Origin of the sequence: Actinomyces massiliensis 4401292 (assembly GCF_000269805.1) — a bacterium.
Classification (GTDB): domain Bacteria; phylum Actinomycetota; class Actinomycetes; order Actinomycetales; family Actinomycetaceae; genus Actinomyces; species Actinomyces massiliensis.
On the sequence record NZ_JH711481.1, the window covers coordinates 1744030 to 1766761 of the forward strand.

The window sequence follows — 22732 nt, forward strand, 5'->3', positions numbered from 1 at the left end:
GCGCGGATCGGTCACGGGAGGCACTTCACCCTCCGCCTCAGGGAGGAGGGCGCAGCTGGCTCCTCATTCGCAATGACGAGACCGCAGCTGCTTACCGGAGCGCCTTATTCGCCGTCCCGCATGGCCACGCGGCGCCCCGATGCCGCGCTCACGGTGAGCGCCGCAAGCGCCAGGACGAGACTGAGACCGACGACGGCGAGCCAGCGAGCGGGGTACGAGCCGGCGACGGAGGCCCACCCCCAGGGGGCCGACAACCACAGCCCGGGCGTGCTCACGATCACCTCGTTGCCCGCGATGACCAGGCCCGCGAGCAGGCCGATCACCGTCACGGTGATCGAGGCCGCCAGGCCGGCGGTCTGGGTGAGGGCGTACGCCAGGGCCAGGAGCATGAGGGCGACGAACGGGATGGTCACGGCGACGTAGACCTCCCCGGCCACGGCCGGCAGCTCCGGATCCGGCTCGACGGGGAACAGCTCCGACCCGGCGGCGCCCACGCCCCAGGCCAGCAGAAGCACCCCGGACAAGAACCCCCAGGCGGGCAGGAGCGCCGCGCACGTCGCCCGAAGGGGCGTGGTGCGCATCAGCAGGCTGCGCCATGCCCCGCGCAGGCTCACCCAGGTGGTCACGCCGACGACCGTGGCCGTGATCGGCACCCCGGCCAGGGCGACCAGGGAGACGGCGGCGGAGGAGGAGTACGCGGCTCGGACCAGGGCGACCAGGCCCAGCAGCGGCAGGGTCAGCACCGCCCAGAGCCTCCAGGGCAGGACGGGCGCCAGGGCGAGCCCGGTGCTGCGGCGCCCGCCTCCGGCTGCGGTCACCTGCGCCGGCAGAAGAGCGACGGCGCGGCCGGTCCCGGGCTGCGCCGGTGCGGCGTGCCGACCCGGAGCCGGCCGGGCCGCCGTCGGAAGGACCTCTGGGGACACTTCGGACACTGAGGACGCTGGGGACACTTCGGACGCTGCGGTCTCGGTGGGCCGGTTGCCGACCCCGTCGTCGGCTACGTCGGTCCTTCTCCCGGCGCCTGCGCGCCGAGTGGACCAGACGGTCCGGCTGCCGGTCCCGGCCGTGACCAGGACGACGACCAGCCCGAGCACCGTGATAAGGGTCTGCAGGAGCATCCCGGGCCAGAAGGGGTAGGACCAGGCGGCGTCGCCCGGCTCCAGGTTGACCGAGTTGCCGTGGACGCCCAGCAGCGGGAGCGTCGTGCGGATCATCCAGGTCCAGGGCTCGACCAGCCACGTCGGCGTCTCGGCGCGCTGGGCGCCAATGATCGCCCACACGGCGGCGGCCACCGGGGCCAGGCCGACCGCAACGCCGCCGATGAAGCGGGCCAGCGTCAGTCCCCACAGGCTCGCCCCGGTCACCGAGACCCACATGAGCGCGGCGAAGCGGAGGTAGTCCGCGACCGGGCCCCAGCCCGCCCCGGAGGCCAGCCCGTAGCCGACGACCGGTATGAGCAGCCCCGCCTGGCACGCCAGCGCCGACAGGGCCAGGACCGTCGCCCGCGCCCCCGCCACCCGGCGCGGGTCGGTGGCGCGCCAGGCGGTCCCGCCCTCGCGGACCCGCTGCTCGCGCCACTGCGTCATAGCGCCGACGAGCGCCCCGATGATCAGGGCGAAGAAGTCCGGGTAGAAGGACAGCCAGGCCAGGATGTTGCCGGCCCAGCGCCCCTCGTCCGTGACCAGCCCGGCTGAGGTCAGGGAGTGGGACAGATTGATCGACCAGGCCGCGATGAACAGGGAGACGCCGATGGCGCCCCAGGTGAAGGTCCGGTGCGACCGGAGCAGTTCGGCGCGCAGGAGGGCGAGCCGCACGGTTCGGGGCCGGCTCGCGCGGCGGCCTGTGCGGAGAGCCGGGGAGATGGTGGGAGAGGCAGAAGAGATAGGGGAGACAGGGGCGTTCGCGGGGCTCATGCTGCCGCCCCCCGACCGGTGACCAGGGCCAGGTAGGCCGCCTCGAGGCCGGGTCCGTCATCGGGGTGGGCGAGCCCGGACAACGGGCCCTCGTAGGCCAGGCGGCCCGCCACCAGGACGCCGACGTCGTCGGCCATGCGCGCCATCTCGCCCAGCTGGTGGCTGGAGACGACCACCGTGCGCCCGGCGTCGGCCAGCGACCGCAGCAGGTCCCGCAGCTCGATGATGCCCTGGGGGTCCAGGCCGTTCTGCGGCTCGTCGAGGATGAGGACCTCCGGGTCGGTCAGCAGCGCCATCGCCAGGGCCAGGCGCACCTTCATGCCGGTCGAGAAGGACTTGGCGCGCTTGCGCCCCGCCCCGCCCAGGCCCACGTGCTCCAGGAGCGGGGCGATCGCGGCGGGATCGGTGCCGGTCAGGCGGGCGTGCACGAGCAGATTGCGGCGGGCCGACAGCTGGGGGAAGAAAGCCGGGCCGTTGAGCGAGGCGCCCACATGCTCCAGGGACCGCCGGGTCCACGGCCGGTCCAGGATCTCGACGCCGCCGGCGTCTGGGCGCGTCAGGCCGAGCGCGATCGCGAGCGTGGTCGACTTGCCGGCGCCGTTGGGGCCCAGCAGGGCATAGACGCGCCCCGGCCGGGCTGCCAGGTTCAGGCCGTTCAGGACCCTCTGGGAGCCGAAGGACTTGACGATGTCCGTCATGCGCAGACCGGTCGGACGCGCAGCGGGTGGGACAGGGGTAACAGGGGGATCGGATGGGGCTGTGTGCGTCACTGGGCGTGTCATGGTCTCAGCATCCGCGCCGGCGGTGCGCGGCGGATCCCCCGTGGGGATGCGGTCGGGCCGAGCGGGCGCACCGGCTCCTCCTCCCCAGGGGGGAGCCGCGCCGGCCGGGCTGCGGGGAACTGGCTGCGCGGAACGATCCGGGCTCAGCGCACCGCCACCAGGCCGTGGCGGAATGCGTGCACGATGAGCTCGACCCGATTGCGGCAGCCGGTCTTGGCCAGCAGTGCTTTGACATGGGTCTTGACGGTGGACTCGGCCAGGTGCAGGCGCTCGCCGATCTCGGCATTGGGCAGTCCGTCGCACACCAGTGACAGCACGTCGCGCTCGCGGCCCGTCAGCGGTTCGAACAGGCCGTTCGCGCCGATCTCGGCCCCGGTCGGCCTGGTGGCGTCCATGGCGCTTGCAGGTCCGGACGCATTCGGCTTCGGCCCCATCCCGGGCCCGGAGCCGGGAGTGGTCGCGACTGTTTCCTCGCTCCCTGCGCCCCCCTCGCCCGCCCCGAGATGGGCCAGGACCGTACCCGTGACGGCCGGGTCGAGCCAGGACCCTCCGCGTGCGACCGTGCGCACGGCCTCGAGCAGGACCTGCGCGGAGGCGTCCTTGAGGAGGAATCCGTTGGCTCCCGCTCGCAACGCCGCCAGGACCAGCTCCTCCTCGTCGAAGGTGGTCAGCACGAGCACCGGGGTGCGGCGCAGTGCTTCCCGCGCCGCTGAATGCTCGTCATTCCGGTCATCCCCGCCGGTGCGCATGGCGCGGATCGCGGTCACACCGTCCATGACCGGCATGCGGATGTCCATGAGGACGACGTCGACGGGAGCGGCGCCCTGGAGCTGCTGCGCCCGCGAGCCCAGCAGCTCCAGGGCGGCGGCGCCGTCGGCGGCGGTTCCGACGACCTCCAGGTCCGGCTGGGAGGACAGGAGCATCTCGAAGGCGGAGACGAGCAGCGCCTGATCGTCCACGATGACGGCGCGCCACGGCCCTCGCGCGCCCTGGGCAGAAGCGCTCGCAGGGTTTACAGGGCTCACGCTGATCCTCCCGCCTTCTCGGTTTCGGTATCGGTGCTCTTGGCGGACACCGGCAGGCTCACCGCCAGGCGGAAGCCGGGGGCGCCGTCGTCGAGCATCCAGGGTCCGGCCTCCATGGTGCCGCCCGTCAGACGGATCCGCTCGGCCAGGCCCGCCAGGCCGCTGCCGGCGGTCTCCTCTCCGCCGGATCGCGTCATCGGGTTGGTGATCATGACGGCGCACCGGCCGGAGTCGATCCGCATGCGCAGGTCGGCGGTGCCGGCCCCATGGCGCAGGGCGTTGGTCAGCCCCTCCTGGATGGTGCGCAGCACGGCCAGCCGCTGGAGCAGGGACCATGAGGCGCTGGCGCTCGTCAGTTCGGCGGGCTCCGGGATGTCGGTCTCCAGGTTCAGCCCCGCGGCCGTGACCGTCGCCAGGGTCCGGTCGAGGGCGTCCAGGTCGGCGGGAGGCGCCGCGTCGCCGGCATTGCCCCGTAGCGCCCGTACCAGGTCTCGCACCTCGTCCAGGCTTGCGGCGGCCGTCTGCTCGATCGTGGTGAGTGTCGTGCGCAGGGTCTCTGCCTGCCCCACGGCCAGGGCGGTGGCGGCCTGCACCTTGATCGCGGTCAGGCTGTGGCCCAGGAGGTCGTGGAGCTCGCGCGCCAGCTCGAGCCGCTCGGATGCCGCCGCGGCCGCCCGCTCCCGGGCGAGCTGTCGCAGGCGCCCCTCGGCCAGGCGGCGGCGGCGCCACGCGTCGTTGGCGACCAGCAGCGCCGTCAGAGCGATGAGAGCCGTGTACGCGACGCATATGGCCAGTTCCCCAACGGGGTCCCGGGGCTGGACGACCGCATCCCATACGGAGCGGTTGTATCCCGTCACGGCCATGGTCATGGGGTTGACGAGAGCCCCTACGAGGGCCGCGCCGAGGGCCGTCCGCCCCCACCGGCGTTCCGGGCACCAGCGGGCGACGGCGTGCAGGCTCGTCAGGGCGGTCAGCGTCAGTGGTGAGAGCCCGAGTGGTACGGGGGAGAAGTAGGTCAGCAGCGCATACAGGGCGAGTGCAACAGCGGTGATGACGAAGGAGGTGCGCGGCATCCGCCGCCGCAGCGGCTGGGCCAGAGCGAGCACGATCTCCAGAACCAGGTCCGCGACATAGACCGCATGGGCCCCGAAACGGCTGATGAAGGAGAGGGGCGAAAGGGTGATGAGAAGGCAGGCGGCGCCCAGGAGGACGTCGGCCAGGGGCAGTGACCAGCGTGCGCCGCGCGGGCCGAGCATGCGGACGGTCGAGCGCCAGTCGGTGGCCGCTGCTACGACCCGGGCCTCGTCCGCGGCGGACGAACTGTCGAGGTCGTCCGTCATGACTCTCCTCCTCGGCTGCTCGGCTGGTCGTGCAGGCGCGGGCCCGGAGCTCCAAGTGTACGGAGGCCGTGTCACAATCCGGGACAAACGAGGGCCAACAGGCTTGCACCTCCTGAAGAAACCGCATAATTCCAACGATTCCCCGGCACCTTGAAGGCAGGTGGAGCGCGTTTGTCCCGGATTGTGACAGACGCGCGGGTGGACGTGCGCCCGCAACGTGCTGTTCGCGGGGCCCTCGCTCGGTGGCGGACGCGTCGCCGAGCGCGCCTACCGGCGGCTCTTCGGCTGACCGTTCCAGCGACACGGGCGCGGGTGCAGGTGCGCCGCCCCGCAGTAAACAGCGCTCGCGGCGCTATCGTGGGCGCCGTGCACCTCAAGACGTTGACGCTCAAGGGCTTCAAGTCCTTCGCCTCGTCGACCACCCTGCGACTGGAGCCCGGCATCACCGCGGTGGTGGGACCCAACGGGAGCGGCAAGTCCAATGTGGTGGACGCCCTGACCTGGGTCATGGGGGAGCAGGGCGCCAAGAACCTGCGCGGTGGCTCCATGGCCGACGTCATCTTCGCCGGAGCCGGGTCGCGCTCGGCGCTGGGACGCGCCGAGGTCTCGCTGACCATCGACAACACCGACGGCGCCCTGCCGATCGACTACACCGAGGTCACCATCTCCCGCACCCTCTTCCGCGGCGGCGGCTCGGAGTACCGCATCAACGGCACCGCCTGCCGCCTCCTGGACGTCCAGGAACTGCTGTCGGATACGGGCCTGGGCCGCCAGATGCACGTCATCGTGGGGCAGGGGCAGCTCGACGCCGTCCTGAGCGCCACTCCCGAGGACCGGCGCGGCTTCATCGAGGAGGCCGCCGGCGTCCTCAAGCACCGGCGCCGCAAGGAGCGGGCCCTGCGCAAGTTGGAGTCCATGGCCGCCGACCTCGCCCGCCTGACGGACCTGACCACTGAGCTGCGCCGCCAACTCGGCCCGCTGGCCCGCCAGGCCGCCGTGGCGCGCCGCGCCCGCACCATCCAGGTCGAGGTTCGCGACGCCACCGCCCGCCTGCTGGCCGACGACGTCGTCCAGACCCAGTCCCTGCTCGAGGCCGGGGACGAGGACAAGGCCGTCCTGGCCCGCCGTCGCGCCGCCGTCGAGGAGGCCGATCAGACCGCTCGCGCCCGTGCGGCCGAGCTGGCCGCCGTCGAGACCACCTCCGCGCAGCGCCTGACTCGCGCCACCGACGTCTGGGAGGAGCTCACCACCGCCGCCCAATCGCTGGGCGCATTGGCCGATGTCGCCGCCGAGCGCGTTCGCGGCCTCGCCTCCGCCCCCGGGCCTTCGCGGGGCACCGACCCCGATGAGCTCGAGCGCCGTGCCGAGACCGCCGCGGCCGAGGAGGCCGAACTGGCCGATGCGATCGAGACCGCCCGTTCCGCACTGTCCGAGGCCACCCGTGAGCGCGCCGACGCTGAGGCCGCCGAGACCACCGCCGAGCGGGCCCTGTCCCAGACGCAGCGCCGCGCCGCCGACCGCCGCGAGTCCCTGGCCCGCGCCGGGGGCCGAGTGGCTTCCACCCGCTCCCGCCACGAGGCCGCCCTGGCCTCCCTCGAGCAGGCCCGCTCGGCGCTGGCGGACGCCGAGAAGCGCGCCGATGCCGCGCAGGCGGTCCTGGATGAGTCGACTGAGTCGGCTGGGCACGCGGGCGCGCCCCCTGAGAGCCCGGACGGCGCCGACCGGGCGGCGGACGAGCAGCAGGCCCGGGCGACCGCCGCCCATGAGAGGGCCACCGCCGAACTGGCCGCCGCCCGCGACGCCGTCGCCGCGGCCACCGACGCCCGACGCGAGGCCGCCTCCGACCGCGCCACCTGGACGGCGCGCCGTGACACGCTGGCCCTGTCCCTGAGCGCCCAGGACGCGACCGGCGCCCTGGCCGAGGCCGAGCTGGCCGGTGTGCTCGGCCCCCTGAGCGAGGCCGTGAGCATTGAGCGCGGCTGGGAGAACGCCGTCGCCGCCCTGCTCGGAGACCTGGCCGGGGCGGCTCTCGTGGAGGGGATCGATGCCGCCGTCGCCGCCATGACTCATGTCCAGGGCGATGGCGGCGGCGCCCTGCGCCTGGTGCTCCTCCAGGATCCGGGAACAGCGGCGCCGGAGGCCGGCGCGCCCGCACCGCCCGTGGACGGCGCGCGCGCCGCCACCGGCCTGGTGTCGGCCGATCGGCCTGGCCTGCGCGTCGCTGTGGGGCGGATCCTGGCCGGAGCCTGGGTCGCCCCGGACCTCGAGACGGCTCGGGCGGTGCGCGAGGCACTGCCCGAGGCCGTCGTCGCCACCAGAAGTGGGGATGTCCTCGCACCCGCCTGGGCGACCTCCGCCGGACACGGCACCTCGTCCGTGCTCGAGCTGGCCGCCGCCCGCGAAGAGGCCGCCGCCGAGGCCGAGGCCGCCGCCCAGGCCGAGGCCGAGGCCGACGCCGCCCTGGACGCGGCTCGGGCCCGCGAGGAGGATGCCCGTCGCGGCGTCAGCGAGGCCCTGACGGCTCTGCGAGCCGCCGACGCCGAGGCCGCCCGCGCCGCCGAGGCGCTGGCCCGCCTGACCTCTGCCGCCCGTGCGGCGCAGGAGGAGGCCGGGCGCGCCCGCCGGGTGCTGGAGCGGGCCGAGGACGAGTCGGCCCAGCGCACCACCGAGCTGGCTGCGGCGACCGCCGCCCTGGCCGAGATCGAATCCGGACACTCGAGCGACGCCGGGGACGACGACCTCGATGCCGCGGTCGAGACGGCGCGGGAGCGGCGCGAGTCGGCGGTGGCGGCTGCCCGCCGGGCGCGCGCCGATGAGACCGAGGCCCGGTTGGCGCTGCGCACCGCCGAGGAGCGCGAGCGCTCGGGTCGCGGGCGCGCGGACTCGCTGCGAGCCGCCGCCCGCCGCGAGCGGGAGGCGCGAGCCGCCGCCGAGCGGGCCGAGGCGCGTCGGGCCGCTCAACTGGCCGTCGCCTCCCGCGTGCGCGATCAGGCCCGCGCCGCCGTCGATGCAGCCCGTGCCTGGATCGAGGAGGCGCAGGGAGAACGAGCCCGGATCGAGGCCGAGCGGGCGGAGGCGAGCGCCGCGACCGGCGAGGTCCGTGCCGAGCTGGATGCCCTGGCCGCGGAGCTGTCACAGCTCACCGATGCGGCCCACCGCGATGAGGTCGCCCGTGCCGAGCAGCGCATGCGCCTGGAGTCCCTGGCCGAACGCGCCATGAATGAGCTGGGGCTGGAGCTGGAGCCGCTCGTGGAGGAGTACGGGCCGCATATGCTCGTCCCCGCCACGGCTGAGGATGGGGGCGCGGACGGGGACGCCGCAGTCTCCGGGGGCGACGGCACCGACGGCACTGAAGGCGCTGACGGCACCGACGATGACGGCGCGGCGGACCGCCGGGCCGCCGCTGATCCGGGGCGCCCGTATGTGCGCGCCGAGCAGGAGAGGCGATTGGCGCGGGCCAGTCGAGACCTGGCCCGCCTGGGCAAGGTCAACCCGCTGGCCCTGGAGGAGCACGCCGCCCTGGAGCAGCGCCACCAGTTCCTGGCCGAGCAGCTCGCCGACCTCAAGTCCTCGCGCGAGGATCTGCTGCGCATCGTCGAGGAGATCGACACCCGCGTCCAGGAGGTCTTCACCCGCGCCTTCGAGGACACGGCGCGCCAGTTCGCGGAGGTCTTCGACCGCCTCTTCCCCGGGGGCGAGGGGCGCCTGGTGCTCACCGATCCCGGTGACATGCTCGCCACAGGCATCGAGATCGAGGCGCGGCCGGCGGGCAAGAAGGTCAAACGGCTCTCGCTGCTGTCCGGCGGTGAGCGCTCCCTGGCCGCGGTGGCACTGCTCATCGCGATCTTCAAGGCCAGGCCCTCGCCGTTCTACGTCATGGATGAGGTCGAGGCTGCCCTGGACGACACGAATCTGGAGCGACTGCTGGAGATCTTCACCGAACTGCGCCAATCGAGCCAGCTCATCATCATCACCCACCAGAAGCGCACCATGGAGGTGGCCGACGCCCTGTACGGCATCAGCATGCGCGACGGGATCACCAAGGCCATCAGCCAGCGTCTGGCGCACAAGGGCTGAGCCGCGGCCGACGGAGTGCCGGAGCGCCTCAGAGCTCCTCGCTGCTCAGGAGCCCGTCGATGAGTCTGCCCATGGTCCAGGCGAAGAGGTCGCCGAGTTCGCGGGAGCGCTGCTGCCCCGCTGCGATGGTGGGGAAGCGCGCGGCGTCGATGAGGGGCGCGGGCCCAGGCGTCCCGCTGCCGTCCTCGGCTGAGGGGATGGCGAGCTCACCGAGGGCGACGGCGCAACTGGTGACGGTGGACACGATGACGCTGGCGCGTGCGGGCGCCCATCCGTACCGTTCGGCCCAGGCCCTCTGGTTGTGCTCGATCGTCTCGAAGATCAATTCCGAACCGGGATCCAGGTTCAGCAGGCAGGACCCGATGCCCGGGTGGCGCGAGGCCATGGCGCGCATCGCCTCGGCGAGCTCGAGCAGGGCCCGACGGGGGTCTGAGGAGTCCGGTTCCGGGAAGTCCGTGCGCGCCCAGATCCCCTGCGCCACGGTTCGGCGCAGGCCGGCGAGGTTGTCGACGTGCCGGTAGAGCGTCATCTCGGAGATGCCGAGGGCCTCGGCGACTCCCCTCATGCTCAATGCGGGCAGCGTCAGGGCGATGCCGGCGTCGATGATGCGCTCGGTCGTCACCAGGGGAGGGCGGCCACGGCGCCGGCCCTGCGGGACATGATCGTTCATCATCGGCCTCCTGATCCAAGCATGTCACCTCGACCTTTTTCGGCGGCGTTGAACGTGCCTCGACCCCCAGTTAAAGTTAGACGACTAACATAAAGGAGGTCCAGCATGGCAGAGTCTGCAGAGTCTTATGGATCCCAGGAGTTCCACGGATCTCGCGAGCACGATGGGTCGCCCGAGAGCGACAGGGCTGAGGCTGCGCAGCTTCTCAGCCTGCTCAAGAATCACTCCCGCGACGCCTCGGATGACGGGCGATCCCCCGACCGGCAAGCGGACCGACCGGTGAGATGGCGGATCACCGGCATCGAGAGCCGCGCCGCGCATATGACGCGCGTGCACGGAATCCTCGATCGGGACGATGATGCGGATGCGGATACGGATGCGGATACGGAGGCGGGGGCGACGGAGTGGGCGGAGCGCTGGTGCATCCCCAACGTCGCCATACGCATCGAGCTTCCCTTCCAGTCGGCCGAGTTCCACGGGATTCCCGATGCCCCCGTGACCGCTTCCCGCGTCTACACGGTCGCCACGGCCGACCCCGAACGGAGGGAGATCACCGTCGATTTCGTCGTCCACGAGGGTGACTCGCCCGCCATGCTGTGGCTCCGCTCCGTGCGGCCGGGTGACGTCGTCGAGCTCTCCCAGCCCCGTCAGCACCGCATCCCCCTGGTGGCGACCAGCCATGTGCTGGTGGTCGATTCCACGGGTCTGCCCGCGGCGGTCAGCGTACTGACCGGCATGGACCTGCCCGGTCGAGTGCGCCTGCTCGCGCGGATCCCCTCAGATGAGGTCCCCGAGCTCGACGGTGTCGAGGTGATCCGCGTCGAGGAGCCGCTCGACCGCGCCTTCGCCGCACTCGACCTGGACGGCGTGGACTCCGTGTGGGGCGCCGCCGAGTCCGGTGAGATGCGTCCGGTGCGCCGGCACTGCCGACGCACTCTGGGCCTGTCCAAGGAGGCGACCCAGGTCTACGGGTACTGGCGCCGCGGAGCCAGCAACACGCGGCTCGACCTCGATCGGCTGCGCCTGTACCGGGACATCCTCCCCGCCGGGGGAGACCCGGCGGAACTCGAGGAGCGCATGGTGGAGATGGTGGAGGACGAGTGAGGCGGCGAGTGAGGCGGGTCGAAGTCGTTCACGCCGCCCGGCGGCCGGTCGGGAGGACGATCTCATGACCGCCGGTCACCGCCAGGGTCTTAAGGCACGAGATATGTGTGACGAAAGTCCGAACAAAGCCTGTGCGTCATCGGCATGCGAATGTGCCGCGTGCGCCCAGGGCGAACACGGCGAACGAGACGCTGCGAGCGCGCGACACGTGTCATGGACCTCAGCGACGGTATGACAAACGTAGGTAACAATTAACCACATGGGTGACATGATCGTTCCTCTGCTCGTCGTCGTCATCGCCGCTCTAGCGGTCATCGGATTCTTCGTTATCACTCGCTACCCAATCTCCACCTGGCGGGCCGGACTGCGCGATCTCAGCAAGGCCGCCCGTGAGAAGGAGGAGCCCGTCGAGATCGTTCCCCAGGACGTGCGCCTGGACGATCTCATGACTCGTGAAGGCCCGTCCGTCTACACCCGCACCGACTCGTTCCCCGGCCTGGTCGGGGCCGTCGAGAAGGCCATGACCACCGCCGAGGGCACTACTGCAGTGGTGCGCAGAGCTCGTGCCGAGTTGGGGGCCGACCAGGCCTCCAAGTCGCAGCGGGCGAAGGGCGGACAGGTCTCGGTGTCCTGACTCCCTGAATTCCCTGACTCCGACGTGCGCGCCGTGCTGATGCGGGATCCCCCGCATCAGCACGGTCGTCTGAAATGACCTGAAATGACGCGATGAGCGGGTGCCCTCCAGGTTCATTCACGGGGCGGGGGCGGCTGCCCACCGCCGGCGTCATCGGGCATGATGGAGCCATGGAACCTTGGATGATCGTTCTCGCCGTCATCGTCGTCGTCGCCGTGATCGGCGGCCTCTGGTTCGTTGCGAGTCGCCGCGGCAGTGGGCAGGTCCCTCCCGAGGTCAGCGCCCACAAGCCCACCAGTGCCGACGACGTCCTTCCGGCTCCGCCCTCCGAGCAGAAGGAGGGTGCTGGGGAAGCTGAGGAATCCGAGGGGGCGCAGGCCCCTCAGGCGCCGACGCTCGAGCGCCCCGAGTCGATCCCCGGCCGCATGCAGCGCCTGCGGGCCCGTCTGGCGGGGTCCGGGGGTTTCGGGCGCGCCGTCCTGTCGGTCCTGTCGCGCGGCGACCTGACCGAGGCCGACTGGGAGGAGATCGAGGACACGCTGCTGACCTCGGATCTCGGCATCGAGGTCACCACCGCGCTCATGGACGAGCTGCGCACCCAGGCCAAGGTTCTGGACACCTCTGACCCCGAGGCGATCCGCGGCGTTCTGCGTGCCGAGCTGCTGAAGCTGGTCGACCCGACCATGGACCGCTCACTCGTCCTGGATCGGCCCGCTCCCGCGGAGAGCTGGGACGAGAACCAGGGCGACCCGGCCGCCGCCGTCCTCATGGTGGGCGTCAACGGGACCGGCAAGACGACCACCTGCGGAAAGCTCGCGCGCGTCCTGGTTGCGCAGGACAAAACAGTCGTCATGGGTGCGGCTGACACCTTCCGCGCCGCGGCCGCCGACCAGCTGACCACCTGGGGCCGGCGCGTGGGCGTCGAGGTCGTGCGCTCCGACAAGGAGGGCGCTGACCCGGCGTCGGTCGCCTACGATGCCGCCCAGCAGGCCGCGCGCACCGGTGTCGATGTCGTCCTGGTGGACACCGCCGGACGCCTGCAGAACAAGGCCGGACTCATGGACGAGCTCGGCAAGATCAAGCGCGTCATGGACAAGATCGCCCCGGTCGGCGAGATCCTGCTGGTTCTGGACGCCACCACCGGTCAGAACGGCATGCGACAGGCGCAGGTCTTCTCCGAGGCCGTGGGCATCACCGGAATCGTCCTGACCAAGATGGACGGCACCGCCAAGGGCGGCATTGTCGTGACCGTGCAGAAGGAACTCGGCGTGCCGGTCAAGCTCGTCGGGCTCGGGGAGGGCGCCGACGACCTGGCACCCTTCGACCCCGAGGGCTTCGTCGACGCCCTGCTCGCCTGAGGCCGCTCTCGGCCCGCCTGCCTGGGGCGGCGACTGGCCGCTCAGGAGGCGAGCCCAAGTGCTGCCGCGCGTCGCACGGTCGTCGTCAGCGAGTCGAGGGTCGAGGAGCTGAACCTCCACCGTTGCCAGTACAGCGGCACCTGCACGCTACGGTCCGGGTGCAGCCTGACCAGCCTTCCGGTCTTAAGGTCCTCGATGATCTGGCCCTCTGGAAGCACACCCCATCCGAGCCCGAGCTTGGTGGCCATGAGGAACTCACGGTTCGAGGGGATGTAGTGGACAGGGGGCTGGTCCTCCACCCCGGTCTGCCGCAGGTATGAGTGCTGGAGGTCGTCCTTGGTGTCGAAGCGCAGCATCGGCAGCCCTCCCAAGTCAACCTCGTCTTCCTTAAGGCCCTTGATCAGGGACGGGGCGCAGACCGGCTGATACACCATCGTCCCCAGCCTGTCGACCGTGCAGCCGGGGGCGGGCGTGCGGGAGGTCGTGACCGCCGCCATGACGCGCCCTTCCCTGAGCAGGGTAGCGGTGTGGTCCTGGTCCTCCACGTGGAGGTCGAGCAGGACTGATCGTTCCGCCGCGATCTGGGCGATCACGGGCTGGAACCACGTAGAGATGGAGTCTGCGTTGATGGCCAGCGAGACGCGTGCCATCCCGGACGCGTCAGGCAACGAGCTGTCCGCTGCGAGAAGGCGTTGGGTGTCCGAGCTGAGGAGCATGACCTGCCGCGCAAGAGCCAGAACGATCCTGCCGGGTCGTGTCGGCTTGACGGGACGCGACCGCTCCACGAGAACCAGCCCCGCCTCGCGCTCCAGCGCTCCGATCCTCTGGCTCAGGGCGGGCTGGGTGATCCGCAGTGTTGACGCCGCGGTCTCGAACGATCCCGACTCGCAGACGGCGCTCAGGGCCTCGAGGTGCGACGTCTTGAACATTGAGGTTCCTTATGATGGAGCAATAGAAATGATTTTACTCAATATTAGCCCGGCTGTAGCATCGTGGCATGACGGCGATGACGGCGATGTGGGCATATGTTCCGGTAGCGCTCGTCTTCGGCATCACCCCTGGCCCAGACGCCGCGCTCGCGCTGCGCAGCTCCATCGCGCACGGCGTCAGGCACGGAGTCGTCGTAGCGCTCGGGGCGGCGACCGGCTCGCTCGCCTGGGGCGTCGCGGCGGCCGCAGGCGTGGCAACGTTCGTCACCCAGGTCCCGACAGCGTTCGAGTTCCTGCGCTGGGCGGGCGCGATCTACCTGGGCTGCCTTGGCGTGCACTCGATCATCACGGCTGGCAGCTGGGTCGTCTCGGCGGATGGCGAGGGGATGGCGGCGAGGGCGCCTGTCTTGAGAGCGTTCTGGACCGGGCTGGCCGCCGACCTGCTGAACCCGAAGATGGGGGTCTTCTACCTTGCTGTCCTCCCGCAGTTCATCCCCAGGGGAGGACCGGTGCTCGAGTGGTCGATGGCACTGATGGCGATCGAGCTCGTCATCGCGGTCGTCTGCTTGTCCTTGTACGCCGTGCTCGCGTCCTCCGCGAGACGAGCCCTCGCGCGCGGGAGGGCCGCCGCCTGGATGGAACGGCTCCTCGGCGGCGTGCTGGTGGGACTCGGGGTACGGGTGGTGGTTGGCTAGACCGTGCTAGACCGTTGTGCTGCTGCCGCTGCTCGTGCGCCCAGACCGTGCGCAGTGGCAGGAAGCAGCAGTAAGACAGCAGAGGCGTCTACTGGATGATCCAGCCCTTCTGGGCGGCGATGTGGACGGCGGCAACCCGGGTGGGGGCCGGTCTTGGCCATGGCCTGGGAGAGGTGGTTGCGGGTGGTGCCCTCCGACAGGTGCACGCGCCGAGCGACCTCGGCGACGGTGGCCCCGTCGGCGGCCGCTTGGAGCACCTTGGTCTCGCGGGCGGTCAGGGGCGAGTCGCCGAAGATGAGGGAGTCCGTCGCCAGGGCGGGGTCCACCACCCGCAGGCCCGCGTGGACGCGCCTGACCGACTCTGCCAGGTCGGCCGCGGGGGCGTCCTTGACTAAGAGGTCGTGAGCCTCGGAGCTGATGGCGCGTCTCAGGAAGCCGGGGCGGCCGAAGGCCGTGACGATGAGGACCCGCGTTGCTGGCATCCGCTTCAGCAGCTGCGCGGTGGCGGTCAGCCCGTCGGTGCCGGGCATATCCACGTTCATGAGGACGACGTCGGGCCGGTGCGCGGGAGCGCCGCAGCGGTGGCCGCGCTGGAGGGCAGCGGGCGGACGCTGACCCGCAGCAGCGTTCCGGTGCCCGCAGGCCCGGGGCTGAGCCCGGGCGCGGGGGAGGTCTGAGGCCGCTCTTCCCGGTATCGTGGGGCGCAGTCATGCAGTCATGCAGCCCATGCCTGCACGTTCCCGCGATGCGCCACCAGCGCCAGGAAGGACCTCAGCGTGTTCGGCAACCTCTCCGACCGGCTCACAGCCTCGTTCAACTCCCTGCGCGGCAAGGGCCGCCTGACCGAGGCGGATATCGACGCCACCGTCTCCGAGATCCGTCGCGCCCTGCTGGAGGCCGATGTCGCCCTGCCGGTGGTCCGCTCCTTCACCGCCGCCGTGCGCGAGAAGGCCAAGGACGCCGCCCGCTCCCAGGCCCTCAACCCCGCCCAGCAGGTCGTTCAGATCGTCAACGACGAGCTCATCGAGGTCCTCGGCGGCCAGTCCCGCGAGCTCAACTGGGCCGACCGCGGTCCCACCATCATCATGCTCGCCGGTCTCCAGGGCGCCGGAAAGACGACGCTGGCCGGAAAGCTCGGCCGCTGGCTGCGCGAGGATCGCAAGCGCGTCCTGCTGGTCGCCTCCGACCTACAGCGGCCCAACGCCGTCACCCAGCTCAGCGTCGTCGCCGAGCGCGCCGGCGTGGATGTGTGGGCCCCCGAGCCCGGCAACGGCGTCGGCGACCCCGTTCAGGTGGCCCGCACCGGTGTGGAGCAGGCGCGCACCCACGGCTACGACGTCGTGGTGGTGGACACCGCCGGGCGCCTGGGCGTGGACGCCGAGATGATGGACCAGGCGATCCGCATCCGCGACGCCGTGAGCCCCCACGAGATCCTCTTCGTCCTGGACGCCATGGTCGGTCAGGACGCCGTCAACACCTCGGTGGCCTTCCGCGACGGCGTCGGCTTCACCGGCGTCGTGCTCTCCAAGCTCGACGGCGACGCCCGCGGCGGCGCCGCCCTGTCCGTGCGCGGGGTCACCGGCGCCCCGGTCCTGTTCTCCTCCACCGGCGAGGGCCTGGGGGACTTCGAGCGCTTCCACGCCGACCGCATGGCCAGTCGCATCCTGGACATGGGCGACCTGCTCACCCTCATCGAGCAGGCGCAGAGGACCTTCGATGAGAAGGAGGCCGAGGACGCCGCCGCCAAGCTCGCCTCCGGGGAGTTCACCCTCGACGACTTCCTGTCCCAGCTGCGCCAGATCCGCAAAATGGGCTCCATGAAGAAGCTGCTGGGCATGATGCCCGGCATGGGCCAGATGCGCGAGGCCCTGGAGACCTTCGACGAGCGGGAGGTCGACCGCATCGAGGCCATCGTCTGCTCCATGACTCCGGCGGAGCGGCGGGACCTGTCCATCCTCAACGGGTCGCGCCGATCGCGTATCGCCAAGGGCTCGGGCACCACCGTGCAGGCCGTCAACGAGCTGGTGGACCGCTTCGGTCAGGCCAAGAAGATGATGGAGGCCATGGCCTCCGGAGGCGGGGGCGCCGCCGGAGAGGGCGGCATGCCCGGCATGGGGTCGCTGCCCTCCATGGGCAAGCGCTCCAAGGCCCGGCAGGCGCCCAAGGGCAAGCGGCGCAAGGGCGGCAAGAAGGGGCGCTCCGGCAACCCCGCCAAGGCGGCCCGGCAGGCCAAGGAGGCCCAGGCCAAGGCTGCTGGCGGTTCGTCCGAGGCGTCCGCACCTGCGGCCCCCGCTGCGGGCTCGGCCTTCGGCCTGGGCGGCGGAGCCCCTGCGGGAGGCTCTGGCGGTTACGGGATCATGCCCGACCAGGAGAGCGCGGCATCGGGGTCGGGCGATGAGGTCGCCGACGCCATGAACGCCCTGCCCGAGGATCTCAAGCGCCGACTCGGTCTGTGATGCGGGGCGCCCGGTCGCACAGGCCCGGCCCCGATGCCGCGGACCGATCTCGATGCGGAAGTGGACCGATCTCGGCGCGGAGTACGACCGATCTCGGCGGTTACAGCCAGCCGTTGGTCTCGGCGGTGCGGGCCGCCTCGGTGCGGTTGCGGGCGTGCGTCTTGGCGATCGCACTGGACAGGTAGTTGCGCACCGTCCCGGCGCCCAGATGAAGAGCCTCGGCGATGTCGTGGGCGTCCGCACCGCGCGCGGCCAGGCGCAGCACCTCCTTCTCCCGGTCCGTCAACGGGTTCGGGCCCACGATCACCGACTCCTGGGCGAGAGTCGGGTCGATGACGCGCAACCCCGCCGCGATCTTCCGGATCGCCTCCGCCAGCTCCTCGGGCGGGGTGTCCTTGACCAGGAACCCGGAGGCTCCCGCCTCCAGCGCGCGGGAAAGGTAGCCGGGGCGCCCGAAGGTGGTGACGATGAGGCTGCGGCATTCCGTGCCCGCGGCTGTCAGCGCCGCCGCGGCGGCCAGGCCGTCCATGTCCGGCATGTCGATGTCCAGCAGGGCCACATCCACGGCGCGCTCCCGAACCAGGGCCACCGCCTCGCGGCCGGTGCCCGCCTGGGCGACGACGTCGATATCCGGCTCCAGACCCAGCAGCGTGGCCAGCGCCCCGCGGACGAGGGCCTGATCGTCGGCTATCAGCACACGGATCGGGGCGCTCACAGGTTCACCTCCAGGACGGTGCCCGGGCGCACGGCGGTGCCGCCCGGTGCGGGGCTGGTCAGGACCAGGGTGCCGCCCGCGGCCTCGACGCGCTCGCGCAGGCCGGTCAGCCCGTTGCCTGGGCGGTGCCCGGCTAGGCCCGCGCCGTCGTCCTGCACGCGCACCCGCCCCGGGGCGAGCTCGACGTTCACGCGGGCGGCTCCGGCGTGGCGCAGCACGTTCGTCGTCGCCTCCCGCAGGGCCCAGGCGAGCAGCTCGCGCTGGGGCAGGGGGACATCTCCGGCCCGCCCCGTGAAGGCGGCCGCGATGTCGGCGGCGGCAAAGGCGGTGCGCGAGGCCTTCATCTGACCGGCCAGGTCCGGCACGCGCAGGCGGGTCACGGTGGCGCGCACGTCCGCCAGGGCGGCGCGGGAGAGCTCGACGATCTCGGCCATCTCGCGCTCGGCCGCCTCGGGGCTGCGGTGCACGAGCCGGTGGGCGACCTCCGCCTTGAGGGCCAGGACGGTCAGGGAGTGCCCGAGCAGGTCGTGGACGTCGCGGCCGATCTCCTCGCGCTCCGCAGCGGCGGCGAGCTCGCGCTCCTTGACCTGACGACGCTCCTGGACATCGGCCCCGATGCGGCCGAGCGCAATGGCGACGGAGGAGAAGGAGCAGCCGGCGGCCAACCCCGCGATGTTCGCCCTCGGTGCGAGGACGAGGAAGAAGAGGGCGGTCAGGACGCACAGGCACCCGGAGACGGTCAGGCCCACGCGCAGCGTTGTCGCGTACATGATGATCGCGCAGAAGTAGGGCAGGTAGAAGACCGTGTACCACCACTCCAGGCCCGGGCCGGAGACGGCGGCGGCGCCCGCCAGCAGCGCGAGCCTGCTGGCGACGGGGCGCAGCTGCCCGACGGCGCCCGCTCCCGCCGGGAGGGCGAGCCAGGTCGGCATGGTGGAGACGGCCCAGCTGTAGAGGCAGGCGAACCCGACGATTCCGGCGACGCCCAGCGCCTTGAGGGACACCGGCATGTCGGCCGTGAGGACGAAGAAGAGAGGGACGAGAAGGAGGAGGGCCCAGACGGAGTTCGGCTCGATCCGCCGGTACCAGGGGCGCGGACGGTCGTCGGCCGCAACCGTGTCGGCTGCGTCGGCTGTGTCGGCCGTGTCGGCTGTGCTGCTGGCGGTCGCGGCGCGGGTGCTGTTGGCACTCACGGCATTCATTGCGAAGCCGGCGGTCAGCGGCGCGCCGTCGTCCGGCGCCGCGCAGCCAGGCAGGCCACGACGAAGATGAAGGTCCACGCGGTGATGTTAGCGACCGGCATCCACAGGGCCTCATGGACGGTGCCGGTCGCGGTGACGACCATGTCCTTCTGGAGCGCACGGGTCGCCAGGGCGCCGGTGCCGTACATGGGGGTGAAGCGGCCGAAGTCGAACAGGCTTCCGCTCAGCGGCATGAACAGGTTGCCGAGGAAGGCGTAGATGCTGATCGAGGCGCCCGCGATGCCGACCGCCGCCTGCGCCGGGACCCACAGCCCCACGGCCAGGCCATAGCAGGCGAAGGGGACGGCGGTCAGCACGGTGAGCAGGTAGCCGGAGGCCCACACCCAGGGCGCGTCCATCCTCGCGCCCGTGAAGACGCCGGCGATGAAGATGACCGTGACCGGGAAGACCGAGACGATGAGGGCGGTGAGCAGCTTGGTGGCGATGTAGATGCGCAGGCCGCCCGCCGTGAGCGCCATCTGGCGGCCCCACCCGCCCGCGTTCTCAACGGCGGCGCCGGCGGCCGTGCAGGTCGCGGCGATCGCCACCGAGAAGACCGACATATTGATCATGACCGAGGCGGCGACATTGCCACGGCCCGCGTCGTAGGAGGAGTAGTCCTGCAGGGCGCCCCAGAACAGGTACATGCCCAGCGGCATCACCAGGGTGAAGAAGAGCATGTCGGGGCGGGACAGGGTCGTGATCGTGTCGATGCGCGTATAGGTCCACGGGCGCGGGCGGCGAGCGGGCGCGGCGGTGCGGTCGCCGCTGCGGGCGGGGGAGGCGGTGGCGGTTGTTGTAGTAGTAGTTGTAGGTGTAGCGGTCATGGCTGGTTCCTTGCCTGGGTTGCCTGGGAGACTTCCTGCAGCTGTGACAGTTGGGTGGGTTCGGGCCGGCGGCCCGGGTCCCGCGGGGCGGGCTTGCGGCGCGGTGAGCGGAACGGCTCAGGCGGCGGGAGCGGCTGCGCGGTCATGACCGTGGTCATGACCATGATCATGACCGACGAGCTGGGCGAAGATCTCCTCCAGGCTGAGCGCCATCACGCCGATGTGGCCGGCCGGGGTGGCGGTGAGCAGGAGCCGGGCGACGTCGTCCGGGGCACTGGTGCGCAGCTCCAGGTGCGAGCCGTGGACCTCCATTCCCAGCAGGGAGTCGGCTACGGGTGCGAGAACGGCGCGCAGCTCCGCCTCACCGCTCAGACCCAGCCAGGTCGCGGTCACCGTGGTGCCCTCTCCCAGCGCCCGTACCTCGTCCACCGATCCCTCGGCGACCAGGCGGCCGCGGTCGATGATGATGATGCGGTCGGCGACGTCGGCGGCCTCCTGCAGATAGTGGGTGGCGAAGAGGATCGCCCGGCCCTGCGCCGTCTCCCGCCGCATCATCTCCCAGAAGGCGGCGCGGGCGGTCGGGTCCATGCCGGTGGTTGGCTCGTCCAGGACCAGCAGCTCGGGCTGGGCCAGGAGCGCCAGCGCCAGGCGAACGCGCTGGATCTCGCCGCCGGAGCACTGGGAGATCTTCCTGCGGAGCAGCCCCTCCAGCCTGGTCTGGGCGATCACCGATTCGATGTCGGGTATGCGCAGCTGGAGGGAGGCGATGATGTCGAGGGTCTGGCGCACCGTGAAGGAGGGGTTGAGCCCATCGGCCTGGAGGACCGCGCCGACGCGTCCTGCCCGCACCGCCTCCCGCGGGGCGACGCCCAGGACGGCGGCGGTGCCGGCGTCGGGGCGGGTGAAGCCGAGGACGACGTCGAGGGTGGTGGACTTGCCGGCGCCGTTCGGTCCCAGGAAGGCGACGACCTCGCCGGGGGCGACCGTCAGGTCCAGGGAGTCCACGGCGACGACGGGGCCGAAGGTTTTGCGCAGACCGCGCACGCGGACGGCCGGCTTGTCGGGGGTCGGGCCGGCCGGGCCGGCCGCGGCGCCTGTCATGACGGGGGAGGCGGGTGTGCTGCTCATGCCCTGAGCGTCGCCCCGACCGGTTTCGCCCGGTACTGAGCGCTATCACCGGCTTGGCGTGACAGGTGTCATATGAGCGTCCGGGACCGTATTCCCGGTAATCCCGGTATTCCCGAAGCTCCCGGATACGGACGCCCCGCGCCGTCGGGGAAGGGGGGGGCGCCCCGCGCCGAGAGCACGAGCACGCCTGGCGGACGCCCCGCGCCGTCGGGGAGGGCATCCTGTACTGTCGGGCGCGCCCCACTCCCGATCGATGGAGGCCCTCGTGTCCGCTGCGCTGCCCGTTCTGGCAGGAACCGACCTCACGGAGGGCCTGTCCGCATTCGAGGAGCTCGTCTCCGGGAAGATCCTCATCTGGGTCCTGCTCGGCGCCGGCCTGTACCTGACGATCCGCACGCGCGGCGTCCAGATGCGCCTGTTCTCCCGGGCGGTTCATCTGGTTGCGCGCTCGCGCCACCAGCGCGGCAGCCTGTCGAGCTTCCAGGCCTTCGTCATCGGGCTGGGAGGACGCGTGGGAACCGGCAATATCGCGGGGGTCGCGCTCGCGGTGACCCTGGGCGGCCCCGGGGCCCTGTTCTGGATGTGGGTGGTGGCCCTGCTCGGCATGGCGACCTCCTTCGCGGAGTCGACGCTCGCCCAGGTCTTCAAGGTGCGCAGCGCCGATGGCATCTTCCGCGGCGGCCCCGCCTATTACATGCAGCGCGGCCTGGGCCTGAGGGGCGGCAGCGGCCTCAGTCGGCTCGGCCGGATCATGGGCGTCGTCTTCGCCGCCATGCTGGTCTTCTCCTACGGCCTGATCTTCCCCATGGTCCAGTCCAACACCATCGCCCTGACCCTCCAGGAGGGCCACGGCGTCGGGACGACGGTGACGGCGATCGCCCTGATGGCCATCACCGCTCCGATCCTGCTCTCCGGCATGCGTGTGGTCGCCCGGGTGACCGAATGGCTCGTGCCGCTCATGGCGGTGGCCTATCTCGGCGTCGTCCTCGTGGTCATCATCGTCTCGGCGCCGCGGGTGCCCGGGGTGCTTGTCGACATCGTGGCCGGCGCCTTCCACCTCAAGGCGGGCCTGGCCGGCACGGCGGGCGGCTTCTTCGCCACCTTCCTGAACGGCACCAAGCGCGGCCTGTTCTCCAACGAGGCCGGCCAGGGCTCCTCGCCCAACGGCGCCGCCACCGCCGATGTCGCCCACCCCGTCACCCAGGGACTCATCCAAGCCCTCGGCGTCTTCATCGACACGATCGTCATCTGCACGGCCACGGGACTGACCGTGCTGCTCGCCTCGCCGCAGGTCTACACCCCCGGGGTGGAACCCGAGTGGGCCGAGACCACGCTGGTCCAGCATGCGCTGGCGGACGCCCTGCCCGGGGGCTGGGTCGTCGGCTTCATGACCTTCGTGGTCTTCACCTTCGCCTATTCCAGCGTGCTCGGATACTCAGCCTTCGCCGAGATCAACGTCTCCTACCTCGGCGGGGGCCGCACCTCGAGCGTGATCCTGCGCCTGGCCATGACGGCCGCCACCGGACTGGGCGCCGTCGTCGCCCTGGAACTGGCGTGGGTCATGGCCGACATCGCCCTGGCTCTCATGACGATCCTCAATCTCGTCGCCGTCCTGTGGCTGAGCCGCTGGGTCTTCGCCACTCTGGGCGATTACGACGGGCAGCGGGCCCGGGGCGTCGCGGAGCCGGCCTTCGTGGCGTCCGGCAACCCGCTGCTGCCCCGCGAGCTGCCCGGAGACGTGTGGACCGCCGAGCGCGCCGCCGCTCGCGTGGTCAGCCTCGACGAGGCCTGAGGCGGAGCAGTCCGGGGCCGGCAGAGCTGCTGAGCTGTTCAGCGGG

At 71.6% G+C, this 22732-nt stretch carries 18 protein-coding genes; 7 read left to right on the top strand and 11 right to left on the bottom strand.

Translation table 11 applies throughout. The annotated features are described in order from the left end of the window. Positions 1-104: 104 nt before the first annotated feature. The 4 genes from W5W_RS0107450 to W5W_RS0107465 form a co-directional block, all read right to left on the bottom strand. Positions 105-1913 carry an ABC-2 family transporter permease gene (locus W5W_RS0107450; RefSeq protein ID WP_238533281.1) on the bottom strand — a complete coding sequence of 603 codons (1809 nt, stop codon included), beginning with the start codon at positions 1911-1913 and terminating at the stop codon, positions 105-107. Further along, positions 1910-2683, bottom strand: coding sequence for an ATP-binding cassette domain-containing protein (locus W5W_RS0107455; protein WP_154650301.1), 774 nt, complete (start codon positions 2681-2683; stop codon positions 1910-1912). The genes W5W_RS0107450 and W5W_RS0107455 overlap by 4 nt, the downstream gene beginning before the upstream one ends. 155 nt (positions 2684-2838) lie before the next feature. Further along, positions 2839-3720 (bottom strand): response regulator transcription factor, encoded by an 882-nt coding sequence (locus W5W_RS0107460; protein WP_008729602.1) that lies wholly within the window; start codon positions 3718-3720, stop codon positions 2839-2841. Further along, positions 3717-5060 carry a sensor histidine kinase gene (locus tag W5W_RS0107465; protein ID WP_017194946.1) on the bottom strand — a complete coding sequence of 448 codons (1344 nt, stop codon included), beginning with the start codon at positions 5058-5060 and terminating at the stop codon, positions 3717-3719. Before W5W_RS0107465 ends, W5W_RS0107460 begins: the two co-directional genes overlap by 4 nt. Positions 5061-5426: 366 nt before the next feature. Here W5W_RS0107465 and smc point away from each other — a divergent pair, with 366 nt between their 5' ends. Then, positions 5427-9137 carry a chromosome segregation protein SMC gene (smc, locus tag W5W_RS0107470; RefSeq protein WP_029574155.1) on the top strand — a complete coding sequence of 1237 codons (3711 nt, stop codon included), beginning with the start codon at positions 5427-5429 and terminating at the stop codon, positions 9135-9137. A gap of 28 nt (positions 9138-9165) precedes the next feature. Here the strand turns inward: smc and W5W_RS0107475 are convergent, their stop codons facing one another. Beyond that, positions 9166-9807 carry a TetR/AcrR family transcriptional regulator gene (locus W5W_RS0107475; protein WP_238533282.1) on the bottom strand — a complete coding sequence of 214 codons (642 nt, stop codon included), beginning with the start codon at positions 9805-9807 and terminating at the stop codon, positions 9166-9168. Between the two features lie 105 nt (positions 9808-9912). On the opposite strand from W5W_RS0107475, the gene W5W_RS0107480 reads away from it, so the two are divergent. The 3 genes from W5W_RS0107480 to ftsY all read left to right on the top strand — a co-directional run bounded on the left by W5W_RS0107480 (position 9913) and on the right by ftsY (position 12903). Further along, a complete protein-coding gene (locus W5W_RS0107480) occupies positions 9913-10911 on the top strand; it encodes a siderophore-interacting protein (RefSeq protein WP_017194949.1) in 999 nt (332 codons plus the stop codon). Between the two features lie 259 nt (positions 10912-11170). Then, positions 11171-11545 carry a hypothetical protein gene (locus W5W_RS0107485; protein WP_008732219.1) on the top strand — a complete coding sequence of 125 codons (375 nt, stop codon included), beginning with the start codon at positions 11171-11173 and terminating at the stop codon, positions 11543-11545. Between the two features lie 170 nt (positions 11546-11715). After that, positions 11716-12903, top strand: coding sequence for a signal recognition particle-docking protein FtsY (gene ftsY, locus W5W_RS0107490; RefSeq protein ID WP_017194950.1), 1188 nt, complete (start codon positions 11716-11718; stop codon positions 12901-12903). A gap of 41 nt (positions 12904-12944) precedes the next feature. Here ftsY and W5W_RS0107495 read toward each other — a convergent pair whose 3' ends face one another. Further along, positions 12945-13832: a LysR family transcriptional regulator ArgP gene (locus tag W5W_RS0107495; protein ID WP_017194951.1), complete on the bottom strand. Its 888-nt coding sequence runs from the start codon at positions 13830-13832 to the stop codon at positions 12945-12947. A 68-nt stretch (positions 13833-13900) separates the two neighbouring features. Here W5W_RS0107495 and W5W_RS0107500 point away from each other — a divergent pair, with 68 nt between their 5' ends. Then, positions 13901-14527, top strand: coding sequence for a LysE family translocator (locus tag W5W_RS0107500; protein WP_017194952.1), 627 nt, complete (start codon positions 13901-13903; stop codon positions 14525-14527). Here the strand turns inward: W5W_RS0107500 and W5W_RS14800 are convergent. Then, entirely contained in the window at positions 14524-15057 is a 534-nt protein-coding gene (locus W5W_RS14800) for a response regulator transcription factor (protein WP_238533283.1), read from the bottom strand. The genes W5W_RS0107500 and W5W_RS14800 overlap by 4 nt on opposite strands. Before the next feature lie 246 nt (positions 15058-15303). On the opposite strand from W5W_RS14800, the gene ffh reads away from it, so the two are divergent. Further along, entirely contained in the window at positions 15304-16983 is a 1680-nt protein-coding gene (gene ffh, locus W5W_RS0107510; RefSeq protein ID WP_017194953.1) for a signal recognition particle protein, read from the top strand. A gap of 100 nt (positions 16984-17083) precedes the next feature. Here the strand turns inward: ffh and W5W_RS0107515 are convergent, their stop codons facing one another. The 4 genes from W5W_RS0107515 to W5W_RS0107530 form a co-directional block, all read right to left on the bottom strand. After that, positions 17084-17698: a response regulator transcription factor gene (locus W5W_RS0107515; RefSeq protein ID WP_008732229.1), complete on the bottom strand. Its 615-nt coding sequence runs from the start codon at positions 17696-17698 to the stop codon at positions 17084-17086. Then, entirely contained in the window at positions 17695-18978 is a 1284-nt protein-coding gene (locus W5W_RS0107520; protein WP_017194954.1) for a sensor histidine kinase, read from the bottom strand. The genes W5W_RS0107515 and W5W_RS0107520 overlap by 4 nt, the downstream gene beginning before the upstream one ends. Beyond that, on the bottom strand, positions 18915-19766 hold the full coding sequence (locus W5W_RS0107525; RefSeq protein ID WP_017194955.1) for a hypothetical protein: 852 nt from the start codon (positions 19764-19766) through the stop codon (positions 18915-18917). The genes W5W_RS0107520 and W5W_RS0107525 overlap by 64 nt, the downstream gene beginning before the upstream one ends. Before the next feature lie 117 nt (positions 19767-19883). After that, positions 19884-20894, bottom strand: a complete 1011-nt coding sequence (locus tag W5W_RS0107530; protein WP_034498457.1) for an ABC transporter ATP-binding protein — start codon at positions 20892-20894, stop codon at positions 19884-19886. Positions 20895-21159: 265 nt separating this feature from the next. On the opposite strand from W5W_RS0107530, the gene W5W_RS0107535 reads away from it, so the two are divergent. Next, positions 21160-22686: an alanine/glycine:cation symporter family protein gene (locus W5W_RS0107535; RefSeq protein WP_008732513.1), complete on the top strand. Its 1527-nt coding sequence runs from the start codon at positions 21160-21162 to the stop codon at positions 22684-22686. Positions 22687-22732: the final 46 nt, after the last annotated feature.